Annotated in this window: 12 protein-coding genes; 9 read left to right on the top strand and 3 right to left on the bottom strand. The window is 64.8% G+C overall.

Translation table 11 applies throughout. The features are described from left to right. Nucleotides 1-14: 14 nt before the first annotated feature. From ftsZ to J2Z17_RS18680, 9 genes are all read left to right on the top strand, one after another. Nucleotides 15-1808 carry a cell division protein FtsZ gene (ftsZ, locus tag J2Z17_RS18720; RefSeq protein ID WP_209947174.1) on the top strand — a complete coding sequence of 598 codons (1794 nt, stop codon included), beginning with the start codon at nt 15-17 and terminating at the stop codon, nt 1806-1808. A 267-nt stretch (nt 1809-2075) separates the two neighbouring features. After that, nucleotides 2076-3038 carry a UDP-3-O-acyl-N-acetylglucosamine deacetylase gene (lpxC, locus tag J2Z17_RS18715; protein ID WP_209947173.1) on the top strand — a complete coding sequence of 321 codons (963 nt, stop codon included), beginning with the start codon at nt 2076-2078 and terminating at the stop codon, nt 3036-3038. A gap of 259 nt (nt 3039-3297) precedes the next feature. Further along, nucleotides 3298-4107 carry an outer membrane protein assembly factor BamD gene (locus J2Z17_RS18710; RefSeq protein WP_377300185.1) on the top strand — a complete coding sequence of 270 codons (810 nt, stop codon included), beginning with the start codon at nt 3298-3300 and terminating at the stop codon, nt 4105-4107. 32 nt (nt 4108-4139) lie between these two features. Then, nucleotides 4140-5813 (top strand): DNA repair protein RecN, encoded by a 1674-nt coding sequence (gene recN / locus J2Z17_RS18705; protein WP_209947171.1) that lies wholly within the window; start codon nt 4140-4142, stop codon nt 5811-5813. 241 nt (nt 5814-6054) lie between these two features. After that, nucleotides 6055-6702, top strand: coding sequence for a hypothetical protein (locus tag J2Z17_RS18700; RefSeq protein ID WP_209947170.1), 648 nt, complete (start codon nt 6055-6057; stop codon nt 6700-6702). Nucleotides 6703-7464: 762 nt separating this feature from the next. Further along, complete coding sequence (locus J2Z17_RS18695) at nt 7465-8910, top strand: phospholipase D-like domain-containing protein (protein ID WP_209947169.1); 1446 nt, start codon at nt 7465-7467, stop codon at nt 8908-8910. A 40-nt stretch (nt 8911-8950) separates the two neighbouring features. Beyond that, nucleotides 8951-9772: an endonuclease/exonuclease/phosphatase family protein gene (locus J2Z17_RS18690; protein ID WP_209947168.1), complete on the top strand. Its 822-nt coding sequence runs from the start codon at nt 8951-8953 to the stop codon at nt 9770-9772. A gap of 111 nt (nt 9773-9883) precedes the next feature. Next, a complete protein-coding gene (gene ligA, locus J2Z17_RS18685) occupies nt 9884-12043 on the top strand; it encodes an NAD-dependent DNA ligase LigA (RefSeq protein WP_209947167.1) in 2160 nt (719 codons plus the stop codon). A gap of 26 nt (nt 12044-12069) precedes the next feature. Continuing rightward, on the top strand, nt 12070-12804 hold the full coding sequence (locus J2Z17_RS18680) for a class I SAM-dependent methyltransferase (protein ID WP_209947166.1): 735 nt from the start codon (nt 12070-12072) through the stop codon (nt 12802-12804). Nucleotides 12805-12819: 15 nt separating this feature from the next. Here J2Z17_RS18680 and J2Z17_RS18675 read toward each other — a convergent pair whose 3' ends face one another. The 3 genes from J2Z17_RS18675 to J2Z17_RS18665 form a co-directional block, all read right to left on the bottom strand. Next, on the bottom strand, nt 12820-13227 hold the full coding sequence (locus tag J2Z17_RS18675; RefSeq protein WP_209947165.1) for a TIGR02588 family protein: 408 nt from the start codon (nt 13225-13227) through the stop codon (nt 12820-12822). 10 nt (nt 13228-13237) lie between these two features. Beyond that, nucleotides 13238-14119, bottom strand: coding sequence for a TIGR02587 family membrane protein (locus J2Z17_RS18670; protein WP_209947164.1), 882 nt, complete (start codon nt 14117-14119; stop codon nt 13238-13240). A gap of 109 nt (nt 14120-14228) precedes the next feature. Beyond that, entirely contained in the window at nt 14229-16280 is a 2052-nt protein-coding gene (locus J2Z17_RS18665) for a DEAD/DEAH box helicase (protein ID WP_209947163.1), read from the bottom strand. Nucleotides 16281-16533: the final 253 nt, after the last annotated feature.

Below are 16533 nucleotides of genomic sequence, written 5' to 3'. Positions count from 1 at the left end.
GAAGGAACAGGTAAATGACCATACAATTGCAAAAGCCTGACATCACCGAGCTGAAACCTCGGATCACCGTATTCGGTGTCGGCGGCGGCGGCGGCAATGCCGTGAACAACATGATCACCGCGGGCCTCGAAGGCGTCGACTTCGTCGTTGCCAACACCGATGCCCAGGCGCTGACCATCACCAAGGCGACCCGCGTCATCCAGCTCGGCGTCAACGTCACCGAAGGCCTCGGCGCCGGGTCGCAGCCGGAAGTCGGCCGTGCGGCCGCCGAAGAGTGCATCGACGAGATCATCGATCACCTGAACGGCACCCATATGTGCTTCGTCACCGCCGGCATGGGCGGTGGCACCGGCACCGGTGCGGCCCCCGTCGTTGCCCAGGCTGCCCGCAACAAGGGCATCCTGACGGTCGGCGTGGTCACCAAGCCGTTCCATTTCGAAGGCGGGCGCCGCATGCGTCTGGCCGAACAGGGCATTGAGGAACTGCAGAAGTCGGTCGACACCCTGATCGTCATTCCGAACCAGAACCTGTTCCGGATCGCCAATGACAAGACCACCTTTGCCGACGCCTTCGCGATGGCCGACCAGGTGCTCTATTCGGGCGTTGCCTGCATCACCGACCTGATGGTCAAGGAAGGCCTGATCAACCTCGACTTCGCCGACGTTCGTTCGGTGATGCGCGAGATGGGCCGCGCCATGATGGGGACCGGCGAGGCATCCGGCGAAGGCCGTGCACTGCAGGCGGCGGAAGCGGCTATTGCCAACCCGCTGCTCGACGAAACCTCGATGAAGGGCGCGCAGGGCCTGTTGATCTCGATCACCGGCGGTCGCGACCTGACCCTGTTCGAAGTCGACGAAGCGGCAACCCGCATCCGCGAGGAAGTCGATCCGGACGCCAACATCATCCTCGGCGCCACCTTCGACGAATCGCTGGAAGGCATCATCCGCGTGTCGGTCGTGGCAACAGGTATCGATCGTGCCGACGGCGCGATGCCGAGCGCCTACGAGCAGATCACCAAGACGACTACCCGTCCCTTGGCGGCCGCGGCTTCGGCCCCGGCCGCAGTGCAGCCTGCGCCGATGCAGGCACCAAAGCCGGTCGACACTGTCGCCGAAACGATCCGCTCGGCAGAAGCTGACATGGAACGCGAACTGGACTTCGCCATCGCGCGGCAGTCCGAAGACAAGCCGGCCGCACCGGTCGCAGAAAACTTCCGTCCCGCCAGCAAGCTGTTTGCTGCGCCGGCCGCCGAAGCGCCTGCTCCGATGCGCGCCCCCGAGCCTGCACCGGCTCCGGCAGCGGTCGCCCCGCGTCCGGTTGCCGCGCCTGCCCAGGCCCCCGTCGCCATGACCGCACCGGCTCCGGCCGCAGCGGTGCTGCGTGCGGAAGCCCCGGCACCGGCTCGTATCGAAACTCCGGTTCGTCAGGAGCCTGCCGGTTCCGCGACGCTCGAGCCGGTCCGCATGCCCAAGGTCGAGGACTTCCCCCCGGTCGTCCGCGCCGAAATGGATCGCCGCGCCCAGCAGACAGCCGCACCGGTTGTCGACGAGCGCGGTCCGATGGGTCTCCTGAAGCGCATCACCAATTCTCTCGGACGCCACGCCGAGGAAGGTGATGTTCAGTCCGACATGACGTCCGCTCCGCCGGCGACCTCGCAGCAGCGCCGTTCGCTGTCGCCTGAAGCCAGCCTTTATGCACCGCGCCGCGGTCAGCTGGACGATCATGGCCGGGCCGTACCCTCGTCGCATTCTGCACAGGACGACGATCAGCTCGAAATCCCCGCATTCTTGCGGCGGCAGTCGAACTGAGAGGCAGGAGCCAATCGGTAACGGAAGGCCCGGGCACATGCTCCGGGCCTTTCGCATTTCAGCTTAAGCTGCTGAAAATACATCCGACTTCAGAAAGGCCGTTTCGTTACAATTCGAAAGAAACAGTGATTTGGATTGTGGCGGAGGGAACCGTATCTATCACGGGAACATGCGACTCTCTCGCCCTTGAGCAGGCGGGTCCAAGGATTACCAAGCGCAGCGGGCGACAAAGAGCGATTGCCGCGCTTATCGGAAGGTGAAAATTTTATGGCCATCGGCTTGCTGGGTTTCCAGTCCACCATTGAAAACCCTGTCACGATCACGGGTACCGGCGTTCATTCGGGTCAAGAAGTATCCATCACCTTCCTGCCCGCGGAGGCCGGCACCGGCATCGTGTTCCAGCGCGCCCATGCCGACGGCACCTTTACCGAACTGCGCGCCGTCTCGGCGATGGTCGGCAATACCGACCTCTCGACCGTACTTGGCACGGCGCCGGCCCGTTCGGTCGCGACGATCGAGCATGTGATGGCCGCGATCTACGCCCTCGGCGTCGACAATCTCCTGGTCGAAGTCGACGGTGCCGAAATGCCGATCATGGACGGCAGCTCTGAACCCTTCATCGATGCCATCGAACAGGCGGGCATCCGCAATCTCGGCGTCAAGCGTCGCTATATTCGCGTGGTCAAGCCGGTCCGCTTCGAAAACGGCGCGTCCTGGTCCGAATTCCATCCGCATGACGGCACGCGCTTCGAGGTCGAGATCGATTTCGACACGCCGCTGATCGGCCGCCAGAAGTGGGAGGGCGAACTGACGCCCGAGACCTTCAAGGCCGAGCTTTCGCGCGCCCGCACCTTCGGCTTCATGCGCGATGTGGAGCGGCTGTGGGCCGCCGGCTTCGCGCTCGGCTCGTCGCTGGAAAATTCCGTCGTCATCTCCGACGACCACACGGTCGTCAACATCGAGGGCCTGCGCTACGACAAGGACGAGTTCGTCCGTCACAAGACGCTCGATGCCGTCGGCGACCTGGCGCTGGCCGGCGCGCAGTTCATCGGCTGCTACCGTTCCTATCGCGGCGGCCACAAGATGAATGCCCAGGCGCTGAAAGCCCTTCTGTCGGATCCGACCGCCTATGAAGTGGTCGAGGCGCCCACCCGGACCAAGCAGTTGCGGGCCCGCGAATTCGTCGCCATCTCGGCGCCGGAATTCGCGCCCTGGGCCATGGAAGGCTGAGCGGGCAGGGGCGACGCCTTCGTTTTCCGTCACAATGTGCCAGGGCCGCTGTTTCCGCTGGGTAATCCGCAAGGCGACGCGGCCTTTGCCATAAAAATGCGTTAAATCGCCATCATTGCGTTGCCCTCATGCTGGATTTATGGCTAGAACCGCCAGTGAAAGCGACGACTACAGGCGGCGCTGCAAGCGTACCGTCGAACAGTAATTAGGGTCGAGAATGGTGAAGAACGCAGCGCGGATTACCGGTGTATGCCTCCTGATGATGGCACCCGCGGCCATTCTGGCCGGGTGCCAGTCCGATCCGGATATCGACATCACGAAGCTTGCCGCGGAAACCGATCCGCCCGAGACGCTCTACAATCAGGGCCTCGCCAACATCAAGGCGGGCCACATGACCGAGGCGGCGCGCAAGTTCGACGCCGTTGATGCCGAGCATCCCTTCTCCGACTGGTCGCGCAAGTCGCTGGTGATGAGCACCTTCGTCAAGTATCGCAGCGGTCGCAACGGCGATGCCGTCAACACCGGCATGCGCTACATGAAGCTCTATCCGCGTTCGGAAGATTCGGCTTACGTCCAGTATCTCATCGGCCTTGCCTACTGGAAGCAGATCGTCGACGTGACGCAGGACCAGAGCTATTCGCAAAAGACCATCGACGCGATGCAGAACGTCGTCGATAACTATCCCGACTCGCAATATGTCGACGATGCCCAGGCGAAGATCCGCTTTGCCCGCGATCAGCTCGCCGGCAAGGAAATGCAGGTCGGCCGCTACTATCTGGAACGCAAGGAATATCTCGCCGCCATCTCGCGCTTCCGCAAGGTCGTCGAGGACTATTCCAACACCAATCAGATCGAGGAAGCCTTGGCGCGTCTCGTCGAGGCCTATTATGCCATGGGCGTTGTCCAGGAAGCCCAGACGGCGGCTGCCGTTCTCGGCCACAACTATCCTGACAGCAAGTGGTATGCCGATTCCTACAAGCTCTTGAAGTCGGGCGGCGTCGAGCCGCGTGAGAATGCGGGATCGTGGATTTCGCGCGCCGGCAAGAAGCTTGTTCTCGGCTCGTCCTGATCCCCGCAACGCGATCTGGAGCCTGAAGCCCCATGCTGGTCCAACTGTCGATCCGTGACATCGTCTTGATCGAGCGGCTGGACCTGACCTTCGAGGCGGGTCTTTCGGTGCTGACCGGCGAGACGGGCGCGGGCAAATCCATCCTGCTCGACAGTCTGTCGCTGGCCCTTGGCGGGCGTGGCGACGGCGGTCTGGTGCGCCACGGGGTCGATCGGGGACAGGTGACGGCGGTCTTCGACGTCGCCGGCGATCATGCCGCCCGCAAGCTTTTGCGCGACAACGGCATCGACGACGACGGCGACCTGATCTTTCGCCGCAACCAGTCGGCCGACGGCCGCACCAAGGCCTTCGTCAACGACCAGCCGGTCAGCGTGCAGCTGATGCGCACCGCCGGCCAGACGCTGGTCGAAATCCACGGCCAGCATGACGACCGCGCACTGATCGACACCCATGCCCACCGTCTGCTGCTCGATGCCTTTGGCGGCCTGCAGGAAGAGGCGGCCGAGGTCGGCGAACGCTATCGCCGCTGGCGCGAGGCCGACCGCCAGGCCCGCGCCCACCGTGCCCGAGTCGAGGCGGCCGCCCGCGAGGCCGATTTCCTGCGTGCAGCCGTCGAGGAACTCGAGGCGCTGAGCCCGCAGGACGGCGAGGAGGAGGAACTCGCCGAGCGCCGCGCCGGGATGCAGAAATCCGAGCGAATTGCCGGCGACATCTCCGAAGCCTCGGAATTCCTCAACGGCAATGCCTCGCCCGTGCCGTTGATCGCCTCGATGGTGCGCCGGCTGGAGCGCAAGAGCCACGAGGCACCGGGCCTGCTCGAGGAAACCGTCGAATTGCTGGATGCGGCGCTGGACAGTCTGTCCAATGCGCAGATGGAGGTCGAGGCGGCGTTGCGCCGCACCGAATTCGACCCGCGCGAGCTGGAGCGCACCGAGGAGCGGCTGTTCGCCCTGCGCGCCGCGGGCCGCAAATATAATGTCATGGTCACCGACCTGCCGGCGCTGGCCGAAAAGATGGTGGGCGATCTGGCCGAGCTCGACGCCGGCGAGGATCGCCTGGCCGTGCTCGACAAGGCGGTGATCGAGACCAGGGCGGAATTCGCCAGTGGCGCCGCCAGCCTGTCTGAAAAGCGGCACAACACCGCCGATGCGCTGGCCGCCGCCGTCATGGCCGAACTGCCGGCGCTGAAGCTCGAGCGGGCCCGTTTCATGGTCGAGCTTGCGACCGATGCGGAGAACCCCACCGCCGAGGGGATCGATACGGTCGAATTCCATGTCCAGACCAATCCGGGCACCCGTCCGGGGTCGATCATGAAGGTCGCGTCCGGCGGCGAACTGTCGCGTTTCCTGCTGGCGCTGAAGGTGGCGCTCGCCGATCGCGGCTCGGCGCCGACACTTGTCTTCGACGAGATCGACACCGGTGTCGGCGGCGCGGTTGCCGATGCCATCGGCCAGCGGCTGCAGCGCCTGTCGCAGAAGGTCCAGGTGCTCTCCGTCACCCATGCGCCGCAGGTGGCCGCGCGCGCCGCAACCCATCTGCTGATCTCGAAAGGGCCTTCCGACGAGGCGTCGGACAAGATCGCCACCCGGGTCGCCCGCATGGAGCCGGAACACCGCACGGAAGAGATCGCCCGCATGCTCGCCGGCGCCTCGATCACCGAAGAGGCACGCGCCGCCGCCGCCAAGCTGTTGGCCGGCGACCGCTGAGCGTTATTGTAAATTGCAATATTAGTACTATTATCGCTTTTTGGTTGTAAATATTGCAGCCTTGCGATACCGTATTGTCCAGTAAGTTTTTAAGTCGAGCTTCGTTCTCGAAGCTTGTTTGCCCGATTTCATTCTCTGATTGTTGTGCGGTCGTCTTGTCGGACGGCCGTTGCGCTAAGCTGTTGCTATACGGAGATATGCCAAGTCCAATATGGCGCTCAAAGGATCCGAACTGCGGACAATGATCGACAGGGCAAAGGCGGAGCCGATGTCTTTCGCCTATTGTGGCGGCAAGGATCCGGGAGCCAGTGCCCTGCTTCTGTCCCGCAAGAAATCCGGAAAGTCGATGAGCATGGCGGCAAAGGAGGCGAGCGGCGGTGGCAAGGTCGCCTATGGCAGCCTTCAGCTTGCCGGGAACGTTTTGAACCTGACCTGCGAGAGGGGCTTCAGTGGCGCTGCTAGGTCGATGATGCAGTTCCTGAAGGCTGAGAAGATACCGCTATCGGTCAAGGTGATCGGAGCCGAAGCCGAAACGGAGCAGCAGGACGATGCTGCCGGCGGTTCTGCCGCCCCGGAACAGGCGCGCCGCGCACTCGTGCAGCAGCAAAAGGCCGCGCTTCTCGGCCTGCAGAACCTGACGCGCGCGCTGAAGGCTCTCGATGAACCCGAGGCCAGGGCACAGGTCCCGGAAATCACCGCCTTCATTTCCAGCGTGGCGAAGAAGATCAGCGTCATGCCGGGCTCGCCGCGCGAGGTCGCGGTCTTGCTGAACTATATCGAGAAGGACGACGACATCCGCATCCTGGAGGCCGACAACGGTCTCGGGATCCAGATTGGCATCCGCAAAAGTCTTGGACCACCCCTGAAGGCGTTGGCAAAGTCCCTTTGAATATTTCATGAGCGATCGTTGATGGAGATGCGCCATGTGGGAGCTATTCTGGAATTCGCCTTTCGCGAGGTTGTTTCGCCGCCGCGCAGCTCAGCAGCCCGTGCCGGCTCAGCAGCCCGTGCCCGCCCAGCAGCCCGCTGTGGCGGCGCCGGTGATCCCGCAGCCCGCGGTCGTGCCGCCGCCACCTGCGGCAATGCTGGATTGGGGAAGGGACAGTCTCGATGGTCGCGGCACCGGTAGATCAGACGGAAGCGGTGACGATGAAAGTGACAGTGAGGATGATCTGGACCTACCGTTTGGACCGGCACCGCCACCGCCGCCGCGGATTCCCAATCCTCAGTTTCAGCCGCCACCGCCACCCGCCGTGGGACCGGCGCCTGCCGGCCCTGCCGTAGCGCCTGGCCCGCCGCCTGCAGCACCGGCACCGGTCGTGGCAGCCGGGGCAGGCGCTCCCGTGCCGCCGCCTCTTCCGCCACGACCACAGGGCTGGGTTCCGGGCGGGGCCCAGTTGAGGCGAAGGCCTGGTGAGCGTGACACGTGATGCATCCGTTGATGCCCCCTTGAGTAGCACGCGTTTTTCAGACCGCCAGCGACCATTGCTTGATGTCGCCGATGGCGAACGGCGTTTCCGAATGATGCTGACATGGGAAAGCGCTCCAATTGCTAGGTTTGCGAATGCTGGCCGCGGTTCCGCCGGAATATTCGCACGCGACCTGATCTCGACATATTGCATCGGGCGTCGGACGCGCTAGCTTGCCCGGCATGTTCCAAACGATTGCGTCCTACTGGCCCCATATCCTCGCCGTCCTGTCCTTCGTCCTCGGGGGGATCGCCGTCATCCACGCGGCGATGACCAAGGAGGATGTGCGCGCCGCAATCGGCTGGGTCGGCGTCATCATGCTGTCGCCGCTGATCGGCGCGGCGATCTATCTGGTGGCCGGCGTCAACCGCATGCGCCGTCGCCAGATCATCAGCCGGCGCCGGCGCCGGGGCGTCGATTTTCGCGAGCTTCTGACCCATCTGTCCGAAGGGGAAAGCTATATCGAGCGATTCGGCAGCCGCATGGCCTCGCTGAAACGGCTTGGCGATACCGTGACGCGCACCCCGCTGCTGCCCGGCAACCGGGTCGAGCTTCTGTCGACCGGCGACGAGACCTATGCCGCCTTTATCGCGGCGATCGACGCGGCCGAGCGGTCGATCCTGCTGGAAACCTATATCTTCGACAATGACGAGATCGGCCGCCGGATAGCCGGCCGGCTGATCGCGGCGGTGCGCCGCGGCGTCGAGGTGCGGGTACTGATCGATGCGGTGGGCGCCCGCTATACCGTGCCGAGCATCCGCGGGCTCTTGGAGGATGGCGGCGTGCCTGTCGCGGTGTTCAACGGTTCGGTGATCGTCGGCCTCAGGCTGCCCTATGCGAATCTGCGCACCCACCGCAAGATCCTGGTGGTCGACCGGCGCGTCGCCTTTGCCGGCGGCATGAATATCCGCGATGCCTTTACCGGTCCGGATGCGGCGCACGACACCCATTTCCGCGTCACCGGCCCGGTGGTGTCCGATCTCTTTGCGGTGGCGGCCGGCGACTGGAATTTCGAGACCGGCGAGGTGCTGAAGGGCGCCCACTGGACCGGCCAGCCGCAACCGGTCGACCATGGCGACGGAGCGCTGGTGCGCCCGGTGATTTCGGGGCCGGACGCATCGCTGGAGACCAATCACAGCCTGATGATGGGCGCCTTTTCCGTCGCCGAGCTATCGATCCGCATCATGTCGCCCTATTTCCTGCCCGACGCGGCCTTCCTGGCGGCACTTGCGACGGCGGCAAGGCGCGGGGTCGAGGTCGATATCGTCGTGCCCTCGAAGAACAATCTGGCGATCGTCGCCCATGCGATGATGGGCCAGTTCGGCGCGGTGCTGCGCGACGGCTGCCGGGTGTTCCAGGCGACCGGGCCGTTCGACCATTCCAAGCTGATGGTCGTCGACGGTTGCTGGTCCTTTGTCGGCTCCTCCAATCTCGATTCGCGCTCGCTGCGGCTGAATTTCGAGATCGATCTGGAAATCCACGACGAGCGCTTCGCCGAGGGCATAGAACGCCGGGTGCTCGCCGCCCGTGACGCGGCGCATGAGCTGACGCGCGACGAGATCGTCGGGCGCCCCTTCCTGCTGCGGCTGCTGGACCGTATTCTTTGGCTCGGCTCGCCCTATCTATGAGTTGGAGGAGCCCGCGGGGCATGGAGGATGGCGCAGACTTATGACGGTGACGAGACGACATACCCTGACGAGGAACGTTCTGACCTCGATCCGCAACCAGCGTTCGCGCCCGCTCGACAGTCCTGACCACCGCGGCGGCGGCGACAGCCTGCTGGTCGCCTCCTACAATGTGCACAAATGCGTCGGCAGCGATGGCCGCTTCGATCCGGCGCGAATCATGGATGTGATCTGCGAAATCGCTCCCGACGTGATCGCGCTGCAGGAAGCCGACGAGCGGTTCGGCGAGCGGGCCGGTCTGCTCGACCTGCATCGGCTGAAGGAGGAGACGGGACTGATGCCGGTGCCGATCGAGACGCAGCCGAAATCGCATGGCTATCACGGCAATCTGCTGCTGTTTCGTCAAGGGGCGGTGCATGACGTGCACCAGCTGAAACTGCCGGGGCTGGAGCCGCGCGGCGCGGTGATCGCCGAAATCGAGATGGAGCGCGGCGGTGCGTTGCGGGTGATCGCCTCGCATTTCGGCCTGATGCGCTGGGCCCGGCGCCAGCAGGCCGACCGAATCCTCGATCTGCTGGGAAGCCGCGACGACCGGCCGACGATCATGATGGGCGATTTCAACGAATGGCGGCTCGGCAACGGTTCGGCGCTGAGGAAGCTGGAAAAGCTGTTCGGGCCGCTGCCGGCACCGGTGCCGAGCTTTCCGGCCCGCATGCCGATGCTGTCGCTCGACCGCATCATCGCCAATCGCAGCGGCCTGATCGACGGCATCCTCGTCCACGACACGCCGCTGGCGCGGCTTGCCTCCGACCACCTGCCGATCACTGCCAGGGTTGAGCTGGGGACGCCTGCTATAGAGGGATGAATATCGAACCCGGCCGGCTTCCCATCCTGGGGAATTGCGCTAAGACCGGGAGTGCATGCAGACAGTGCGCGAACGGTGATCGCGCTTGCGTTAGTCCGGAGAGACCCTGAGATGGCGAAGACCGTCACCCCCGTCGAAGACCTCAGCGAAGAGGAAGCGAAAGTCGAGCTTGAACGGCTGGCAGACGAGATCGCCCATCACGATCAGGCCTATCACGGCCAGGACACGCCGGAGATCTCCGACGCCGACTATGATGCGCTGAAGCGCCGCAACGATGCAATCGAGGCACGCTTTCCGGCGCTCGTGCGCACCGACAGCCCGTCGCAGCGCGTCGGCACGGCACCGGCCGGCATCTTCACCCAGGTCACCCATGCCCGGCCGATGCTGTCGCTCGACAACGTGTTCTCGGACGAGGACGTGCGCGATTTCCTGAGCTCCGTCTACCGCTTCCTCGGCCAGCTGCCGGATGGTTCGATTGCCTTTACCGCCGAGCCGAAGATCGACGGCCTGTCGATGTCGCTGCGCTACGAGAACCGCAAGCTGGTGACCGCTGCCACCCGCGGCGACGGCACCACGGGCGAAAACGTCACCGCCAATATCCGCACCATTTCCGAAATCCCCGAGACGCTGCCCGACAGTGCGCCCGACGTGGTCGAGGTGCGCGGCGAGGTCTACATGGCGAAGTCCGACTTCCTGGCGCTGAACGCGCAGATGGAGGCCGAGGGCAAGCAGACCTATGTCAATCCGCGCAATACCGCGGCAGGCTCGCTGCGCCAGCTCGACGCCAAGGTGACGGCGAAACGCAAGCTGAAATTCTTCGCCTATGCCTGGGGCGAAATCTCGCAAATGCCGGCCGATACCCAGATGGGCATGGTCGACACCTTCGGCAAATGGGGCTTTCCGATCAATCCGCTGATGAAGCGGCTCTCCTCGATCGAGGAGATCATGGCCCATTACCACGAGATCGGCCTGAAGCGGCCCGATCTCGACTACGATATCGACGGCGTCGTCTACAAGGTCGACCGGCTCGACCTGCAGCAGCGGCTCGGCTTCCGCTCCCGCTCGCCGCGCTGGGCGACGGCGCACAAGTTCCCGGCCGAGCAGGCCTTCACCACGGTGGAGAATATCGACATCCAGGTCGGCCGTACCGGCGCGCTGACGCCGGTGGCACGACTGACCCCGATCACCGTCGGTGGCGTGGTCGTCACCAATGCCACCCTGCACAATGCCGACTATATCGAGGGCATCGGCAACAGTGGCGAGCGGATCCGCGAGGAGGGCCACGACATCCGCATCGGCGACACGGTGATCGTCCAGCGGGCCGGCGACGTGATCCCGCAGGTGCTCGACGTCGTGATGGAAAAGCGCCCCGACGATGCCAAGTCCTATGCCTTCCCGACGAAGTGCCCGGTCTGCGGCAGCCATGCGGTGCGGGAAAAGAACGAGAAGACCGGCAAGCTCGATTCGGTCACCCGCTGCACCGGCGGCTTCATCTGCAAGGCGCAGGCGAAGGAACACCTGAAGCATTTCGTCTCGCGCAACGCCTATGACATCGAGGGGCTGGGCACCAGGCAGATCGACTTCTTCTTCGACAGCGAGGATCCGGCGATCCAGATCCGCACGGCGCCCGACATCTTCACCCTGAAGGCGCGGCAGGAAAAGGCGACGCTGACCAAGCTCGAGAATATCGAGGGCTTCGGCCGCACCAGCGTGCGCAAGCTGTTCGACGCCATCGACGCGCGCCGCACGATCGCGCTCCACCGCTTCATCTACGCGCTCGGCATCCGCCATGTCGGCGAGACCACGGCCAAGCTTCTCGCGCGCTCCTACGGCTCCTACACGGCGCTGGAGGAGGGCATGAAGGAAGCCGGGCCGCTGCATGGCGAGGCCTGGAACGAACTCAACGCCATCGACGGCATCGGCGAGGTGGTGGCGACCGCGATCGTCGAGTTCTTCAAGGAAGAGCGCAATGTCAAGGTGATCGGCGAGCTGCTCGAATATGTGACGCCCGAGGATGCCGAGGCACCGCAGACGGCCGACAGCCCGGTCGCCGGCAAGACCGTCGTCTTCACCGGCAGCCTGGAAAAATTCACCCGCGACGAAGCCAAGGCGACGGCCGAAAGCCTTGGCGCCAAGGTCTCGGGTTCGGTGTCGAAGAAGACCGATATCCTGGTCGCCGGTCCCGGCGCCGGCTCCAAGCTCACCAAGGCCCAGGAACTCGGCGTCCAGACCATGGACGAGGACGAGTGGCTGGCGCTGATCGGCGGGTAAGAGGCACACACTGGCGGGAGAGTGGCATGGCCCAGAACATCTATGACACCCCCGATTTCTTCGCCGGCTACAGCCAGTTGCCGCGGCAGGTGGACGGTCTTGAGGCTGCGCCGGAGTGGGAGACGGCGCGGGCCATGTTGCCGAGCGTTGCCGGCAAGCGGGTGGTCGATCTGGGCTGCGGTTTCGGCTGGGTATCGCGCTGGATGCGGGACCAGGGCGCCTCGTCCGTGCTCGGGCTCGATCTCTCCCAAAACATGATCGCGCGTGCGCGGGCCGAAACCGCAGACAGCGGCATCGAGTACCGGATTGTGGACATGGACCTGCTCGAATTGCCGCCGGCCGGTTTCGAACTCGGCTACAGCTCGCTGGCGTTCCATTACGTCCAGGATTTCGACCGGTTGATCCGCATGCTGCACCGGGCGATCGTGCCGGGCGGCCATCTGGTCTTCATCATCGAGCATCCGATCTTCATGGCGGCGGCCCATCCGCACTGGATCGCGGACGAAGACGGGCGCAAGACCTGGCCGGTCAACGGCTATGCCGTCGAGGGTGAACGGCGTACCGACTGGTTTGCAAAGGGCGTGCTGAAATACCACCGCACCATGGCCACGACACTCAACACCCTGATCGCTTCAGGTTTCGCCATCACCCGTGTCGAGGAATTCGCGCCGTCGCCTGTGCAGATCCGTGAAGATCCCGCTCTTGCAGAGGAGCTCGAGCGGCCGATGATGTTGCTGGTTTCGGCCCAACGCAGCGCCTGAGGGGCGGGGGGCCCTTCATGGCTCGGTATAGCCTGCCACCCTTATCTTCAGCGCAGCTTTGGCCGGGTCGCTGGAAAACATCAGGCCACCGGTCGTTTCCGATTGTCCCGGCACATAGTCGAGCGTCACCTGATCGGTCTCGGCCGTCTCGCCTGTCTTCAATGTGCCCTCGACCACCACGCCGGCGGCCGTGGTATTGGCCTTGTTATGGACGGCGAATTCCACCCGCCAGCCGTCGCCGATCTTTGTCGTCCTCACTCCGTCCACCATGAAATACGGAGCCTCCGCGCTGGCGGTGACCGCCTGCCAGCCGATCCAGCCGATCAGGGCCGCGACCAGCAGCCCGGACACCGCGCCGGTGATCCATTCGACCAGATGCGCCTCGTGATCTTCGGTGTGAATGCCGTTGCGGGTGGTGGTCATCGTGTCGTCCTCACAGGATCAGTCTGGCGGCGGCGGCACCGAGCGCACCAGGCAGGCCGAGCACGACCACCGTCATCGCCGTCGTCACCGGGGCGACGCCGCCCAGCCGCCCGAAGGTCCAGAGCGTATAGACGCTGATCAGCAGCGACACGACGTAGCCGGGCAGGGTGAAACGGACAAAGGCATGCCATTGCGGCGTTTCGGGTTTCAGTTCATGGCCGCCCTGGAAGGCCAGCGCGTAGACGAAGGCGTGCATCATGGAGAGCGAGATGACGATCATCGCCAGCGCATGCCAATAGGTCATCTTGTAGGAGACGAGGATGACCTCCTCGGTCGGCGCGACATTGAACGAGATGAACAGGGCCCCGACCGCCATCATGAAGAGTTCGATCACATAGGGCGTCTGGCGCTCCGGCGCGTCGTCGCCCTCTTCGTCGTCATCGTCCTTGTTGTCATCGTCGGACGTGCCGCCAAGCTGGCTGCGACCGAGCATGGCGCCGATCGAGGCGGAAACCGCCTGTATCGCGATCTTGCCGATGATCTCGTCGGCCGACATGCCGGGCTTGATCAGGCCGAACAGCGCCAGGAAAAGAATGCTGGTGAAAATGCCGATACCGTAGGCGACGGTCGCATCGCGGGCCGCCTGTCCCCAGGTACGGGTCTTTTCAAAGCCGAGCCGATGGGCCAGCACGACAAGCAGGGGAATGGTCAGCAGCATCAGCAGCAGCAGCTTGCCGCGCCCAATGTAAAATCCCAGATACCACATTTCCGAGGTCATCAGCATCGGAACGGCAAACAGCAGCGCACCGGCAATGCCGCGTGCGATGCCGATCAGGAAATCCCTGTCCTCGCTGGAGCCGGCGTCTGCCGATCGAGCCCTTCTGGTGGTCACGCGCTACCCTCCGCCTGACCGTGAAAATGCGAAGCTTGCACAAATGGTTCCGCCGGCGACGCGGATCACGCGGCACCGGCGGAACAGATTGTTTAGAGCGCCGAAGCGGTCAGCGCGGGCGGCCGGCGGGCTTGCCCTTCTTCGGACCGGGCTTGGCACCGTCCTTCTTGAACGAACGCGGCTTGTCGCCGTCGGCCTTGCGGGTGAAGGGCTTGTCGCCGGGCTTGCCGCCGCGACCTTCGGTGCGGGCGGCCGGATGCTTGCCCGGGCCGGCACCGTCTTCGAAACGGCGCTTCATCGGCTTGGCCGGCGCATCGCCCCAGACTTCGTTATCGGCAGCGCGCAGATCGTCGCTCGGCTTCGCCTTGGCCGGCTTGCGGTCCTCGAAGCGGTCGCCGTCCTTCTTGAAGGCGCGCGGCTTGTCGCCATCCTTGGCGAATTTGCGCGGTGCGCGCTCCTCGCGCTTGTCGCCCCAGTCGTCCCGGCGCTTCGGCGCCTTCGGGCTTGTGGAAAAGTCCGGCACGCCGTCCAGTTCCTTGACCAGGATGCCGCGCTCCAGCGTCTTGTTGGGGCCGAGAGCCGAGACGAAGCGATCGACGCTCTCCTCGGAGATCTCGACGAAACTTTCTTCCGGCTGCAGCTTGATCGCGCCGATATCGTTCTTCGAGATCTTGCCGTGGCGGCACAGCATCGGGATCAGCCAGCGCGGTTCGGCGCTCTGCCGGCGGCCGACCGAGACCGAGAACCAGCGGCTGGGGCCGAACTGGTCGCGCGGGCGCGGCTCGGCGCGTTCGCCGGAAAACGGCTCGCGTTCACCACGCTCGCGCGGCTTGCGCTCGGCCTGGACGTTGAGCTGGGCAATGTCTTCGGGGGCGGAGCGGTTGACGGTATAAAGGCGGGCGAAGGCGGCGGCCAGCTGTTCGGCGCTGTAGCGCTCGGTCAGCGCTGCCACGGTCTCGCGTTCGTCTTCCGTGATCGCATCGGCCAGCACGGTCTCGGCCAGCATCCGCTCCTGGTCTCGGGCCAGCACCTGGTCGGCCGAAGGCGGGTTGTCCCAGTTCGGCTGCACCTTGGCGCCGCCGAGCAGGCGTTCGGCCTTGCGGCGCTGGTTGACCGGCACGATCAGTGCCGAAATCCCCTTGTTGCCGGCGCGGCCGGTACGGCCCGAACGGTGCAGCAGGGTTTCGGAATTGGTCGGCAGGTCCGCATGGATGACGAGTTCTAGACCCGGCAGGTCGATGCCGCGGGCGGCGACGTCGGTGGCGATGCAGACGCGGGCGCGGCCATCGCGCATGGCCTGCAGCGCGTGGGTGCGTTCGTTCTGCGACAGCTCGCCCGACAGCGCCACGACCGAGAAGCCGCGGTTCGACAGCCGGGAGGTCAGGTGGTTGACGTTGGCGCGGGTCGAGCAGAACACGATGGCATTGCGCGCTTCATAATAGCGCAGCACGTTGACGATCGCATTTTCCTTGTCGGAGGGGACCGAGACCAGCGCGCGGTATTCGATGTCGACATGCTGGCGCTGTTCGGCGGCCGTCTGGATGCGCATCGCATCGCGCTGGAAATTGCGGGCGAGGTCGGCGATGGCGCGCGGCACGGTGGCCGAGAACATCAGCGTGCGGCGCTCGTCGGGCGAGGCCTTGAGGATGAATTCAAGGTCCTCGCGGAAGCCGAGGTCGAGCATCTCGTCGGCCTCGTCCAGCACGACGGCGCGGATTTCGGAGAGGTCGAGCGCGCGCCGCGTGATGTGGTCGCGCAGACGGCCGGGCGTGCCGACGATGATATGGGCGCCGCGTTCCAGGGCCCGCCGCTCGGTGCGCGGATCCATGCCGCCGACGCAGGAGGCGATCTCGGCGCCGGCTTCGGCATAAAGCCAGTCCAGCTCGCGCTTGACCTGCAGCGCCAGTTCGCGGGTCGGGGCGATGCAGAGTGCCAGCGGCGCGCCGGCGCGGCCGAAGCGATCCTTGCCTTCCAGCAGGTTTGCGGCGAGCGCAATGCCGAAGGCCACCGTCTTGCCCGAGCCGGTTTGGGCCGAGACCAGGGCGTCACGGGTGGTGAGCTCGGGATCGAGCATGGCTTCCTGCACGGGGGTGAGGGACTCATAGCCGCGCTTGGCCAAAGCTGCGGCAATCGGCGGCGCGAGGCCGTCTTTTTCGATCATGAAGCGTATCTTTCGAAAAACGGTGTCAGTGCCTCGCTCTATTGGCAGAGCGGGCGCGCGCGAAGAATTCACTCGGTTCGCGCGGGATTTGCGGCGTTCCTAGCCCCGAATCCCGCAAATGTACAGGGCTGCCGCCAAAAAAGAGGGGCGGGGTTAACGGGAGGCGTGCGTCTTCGGCGGGTTTGCACCGGACCGGCGGTGCTGGGCACACCATCCCTGTCGCCTCCGGAACCGCCGCAGAGACGCAGGCGTT

It is taken from the genome of Heterorhizobium halophytocola, assembly GCF_017873095.1.
GTDB classification, from domain to species: domain Bacteria; phylum Pseudomonadota; class Alphaproteobacteria; order Rhizobiales; family Rhizobiaceae; genus Allorhizobium; species Allorhizobium halophytocola.
This window is presented reverse-complemented; position numbering and strand designations above follow the sequence as displayed.

Coding starts and splice junctions, on each gene's coding strand:
- ftsZ (WP_209947174.1), top strand. CDS start 15: ATGACCATACAATTGCAAAAGCCTGACATCACCGAGCTGAAACCTCGG.
- lpxC (WP_209947173.1), top strand. CDS start 2,076: ATGGCCATCGGCTTGCTGGGTTTCCAGTCCACCATTGAAAACCCTGTC.
- J2Z17_RS18710 (WP_377300185.1), top strand. CDS start 3,298: ATGATGGCACCCGCGGCCATTCTGGCCGGGTGCCAGTCCGATCCGGAT.
- recN (WP_209947171.1), top strand. CDS start 4,140: ATGCTGGTCCAACTGTCGATCCGTGACATCGTCTTGATCGAGCGGCTG.
- J2Z17_RS18700 (WP_209947170.1), top strand. CDS start 6,055: ATGATCGACAGGGCAAAGGCGGAGCCGATGTCTTTCGCCTATTGTGGC.
- J2Z17_RS18695 (WP_209947169.1), top strand. CDS start 7,465: ATGTTCCAAACGATTGCGTCCTACTGGCCCCATATCCTCGCCGTCCTG.
- J2Z17_RS18690 (WP_209947168.1), top strand. CDS start 8,951: ATGACGGTGACGAGACGACATACCCTGACGAGGAACGTTCTGACCTCG.
- ligA (WP_209947167.1), top strand. CDS start 9,884: ATGGCGAAGACCGTCACCCCCGTCGAAGACCTCAGCGAAGAGGAAGCG.
- J2Z17_RS18680 (WP_209947166.1), top strand. CDS start 12,070: ATGGCCCAGAACATCTATGACACCCCCGATTTCTTCGCCGGCTACAGC.
- J2Z17_RS18675 (WP_209947165.1), bottom strand. CDS start 13,227: ATGACCACCACCCGCAACGGCATTCACACCGAAGATCACGAGGCGCAT.
- J2Z17_RS18665 (WP_209947163.1), bottom strand. CDS start 16,280: ATGATCGAAAAAGACGGCCTCGCGCCGCCGATTGCCGCAGCTTTGGCC.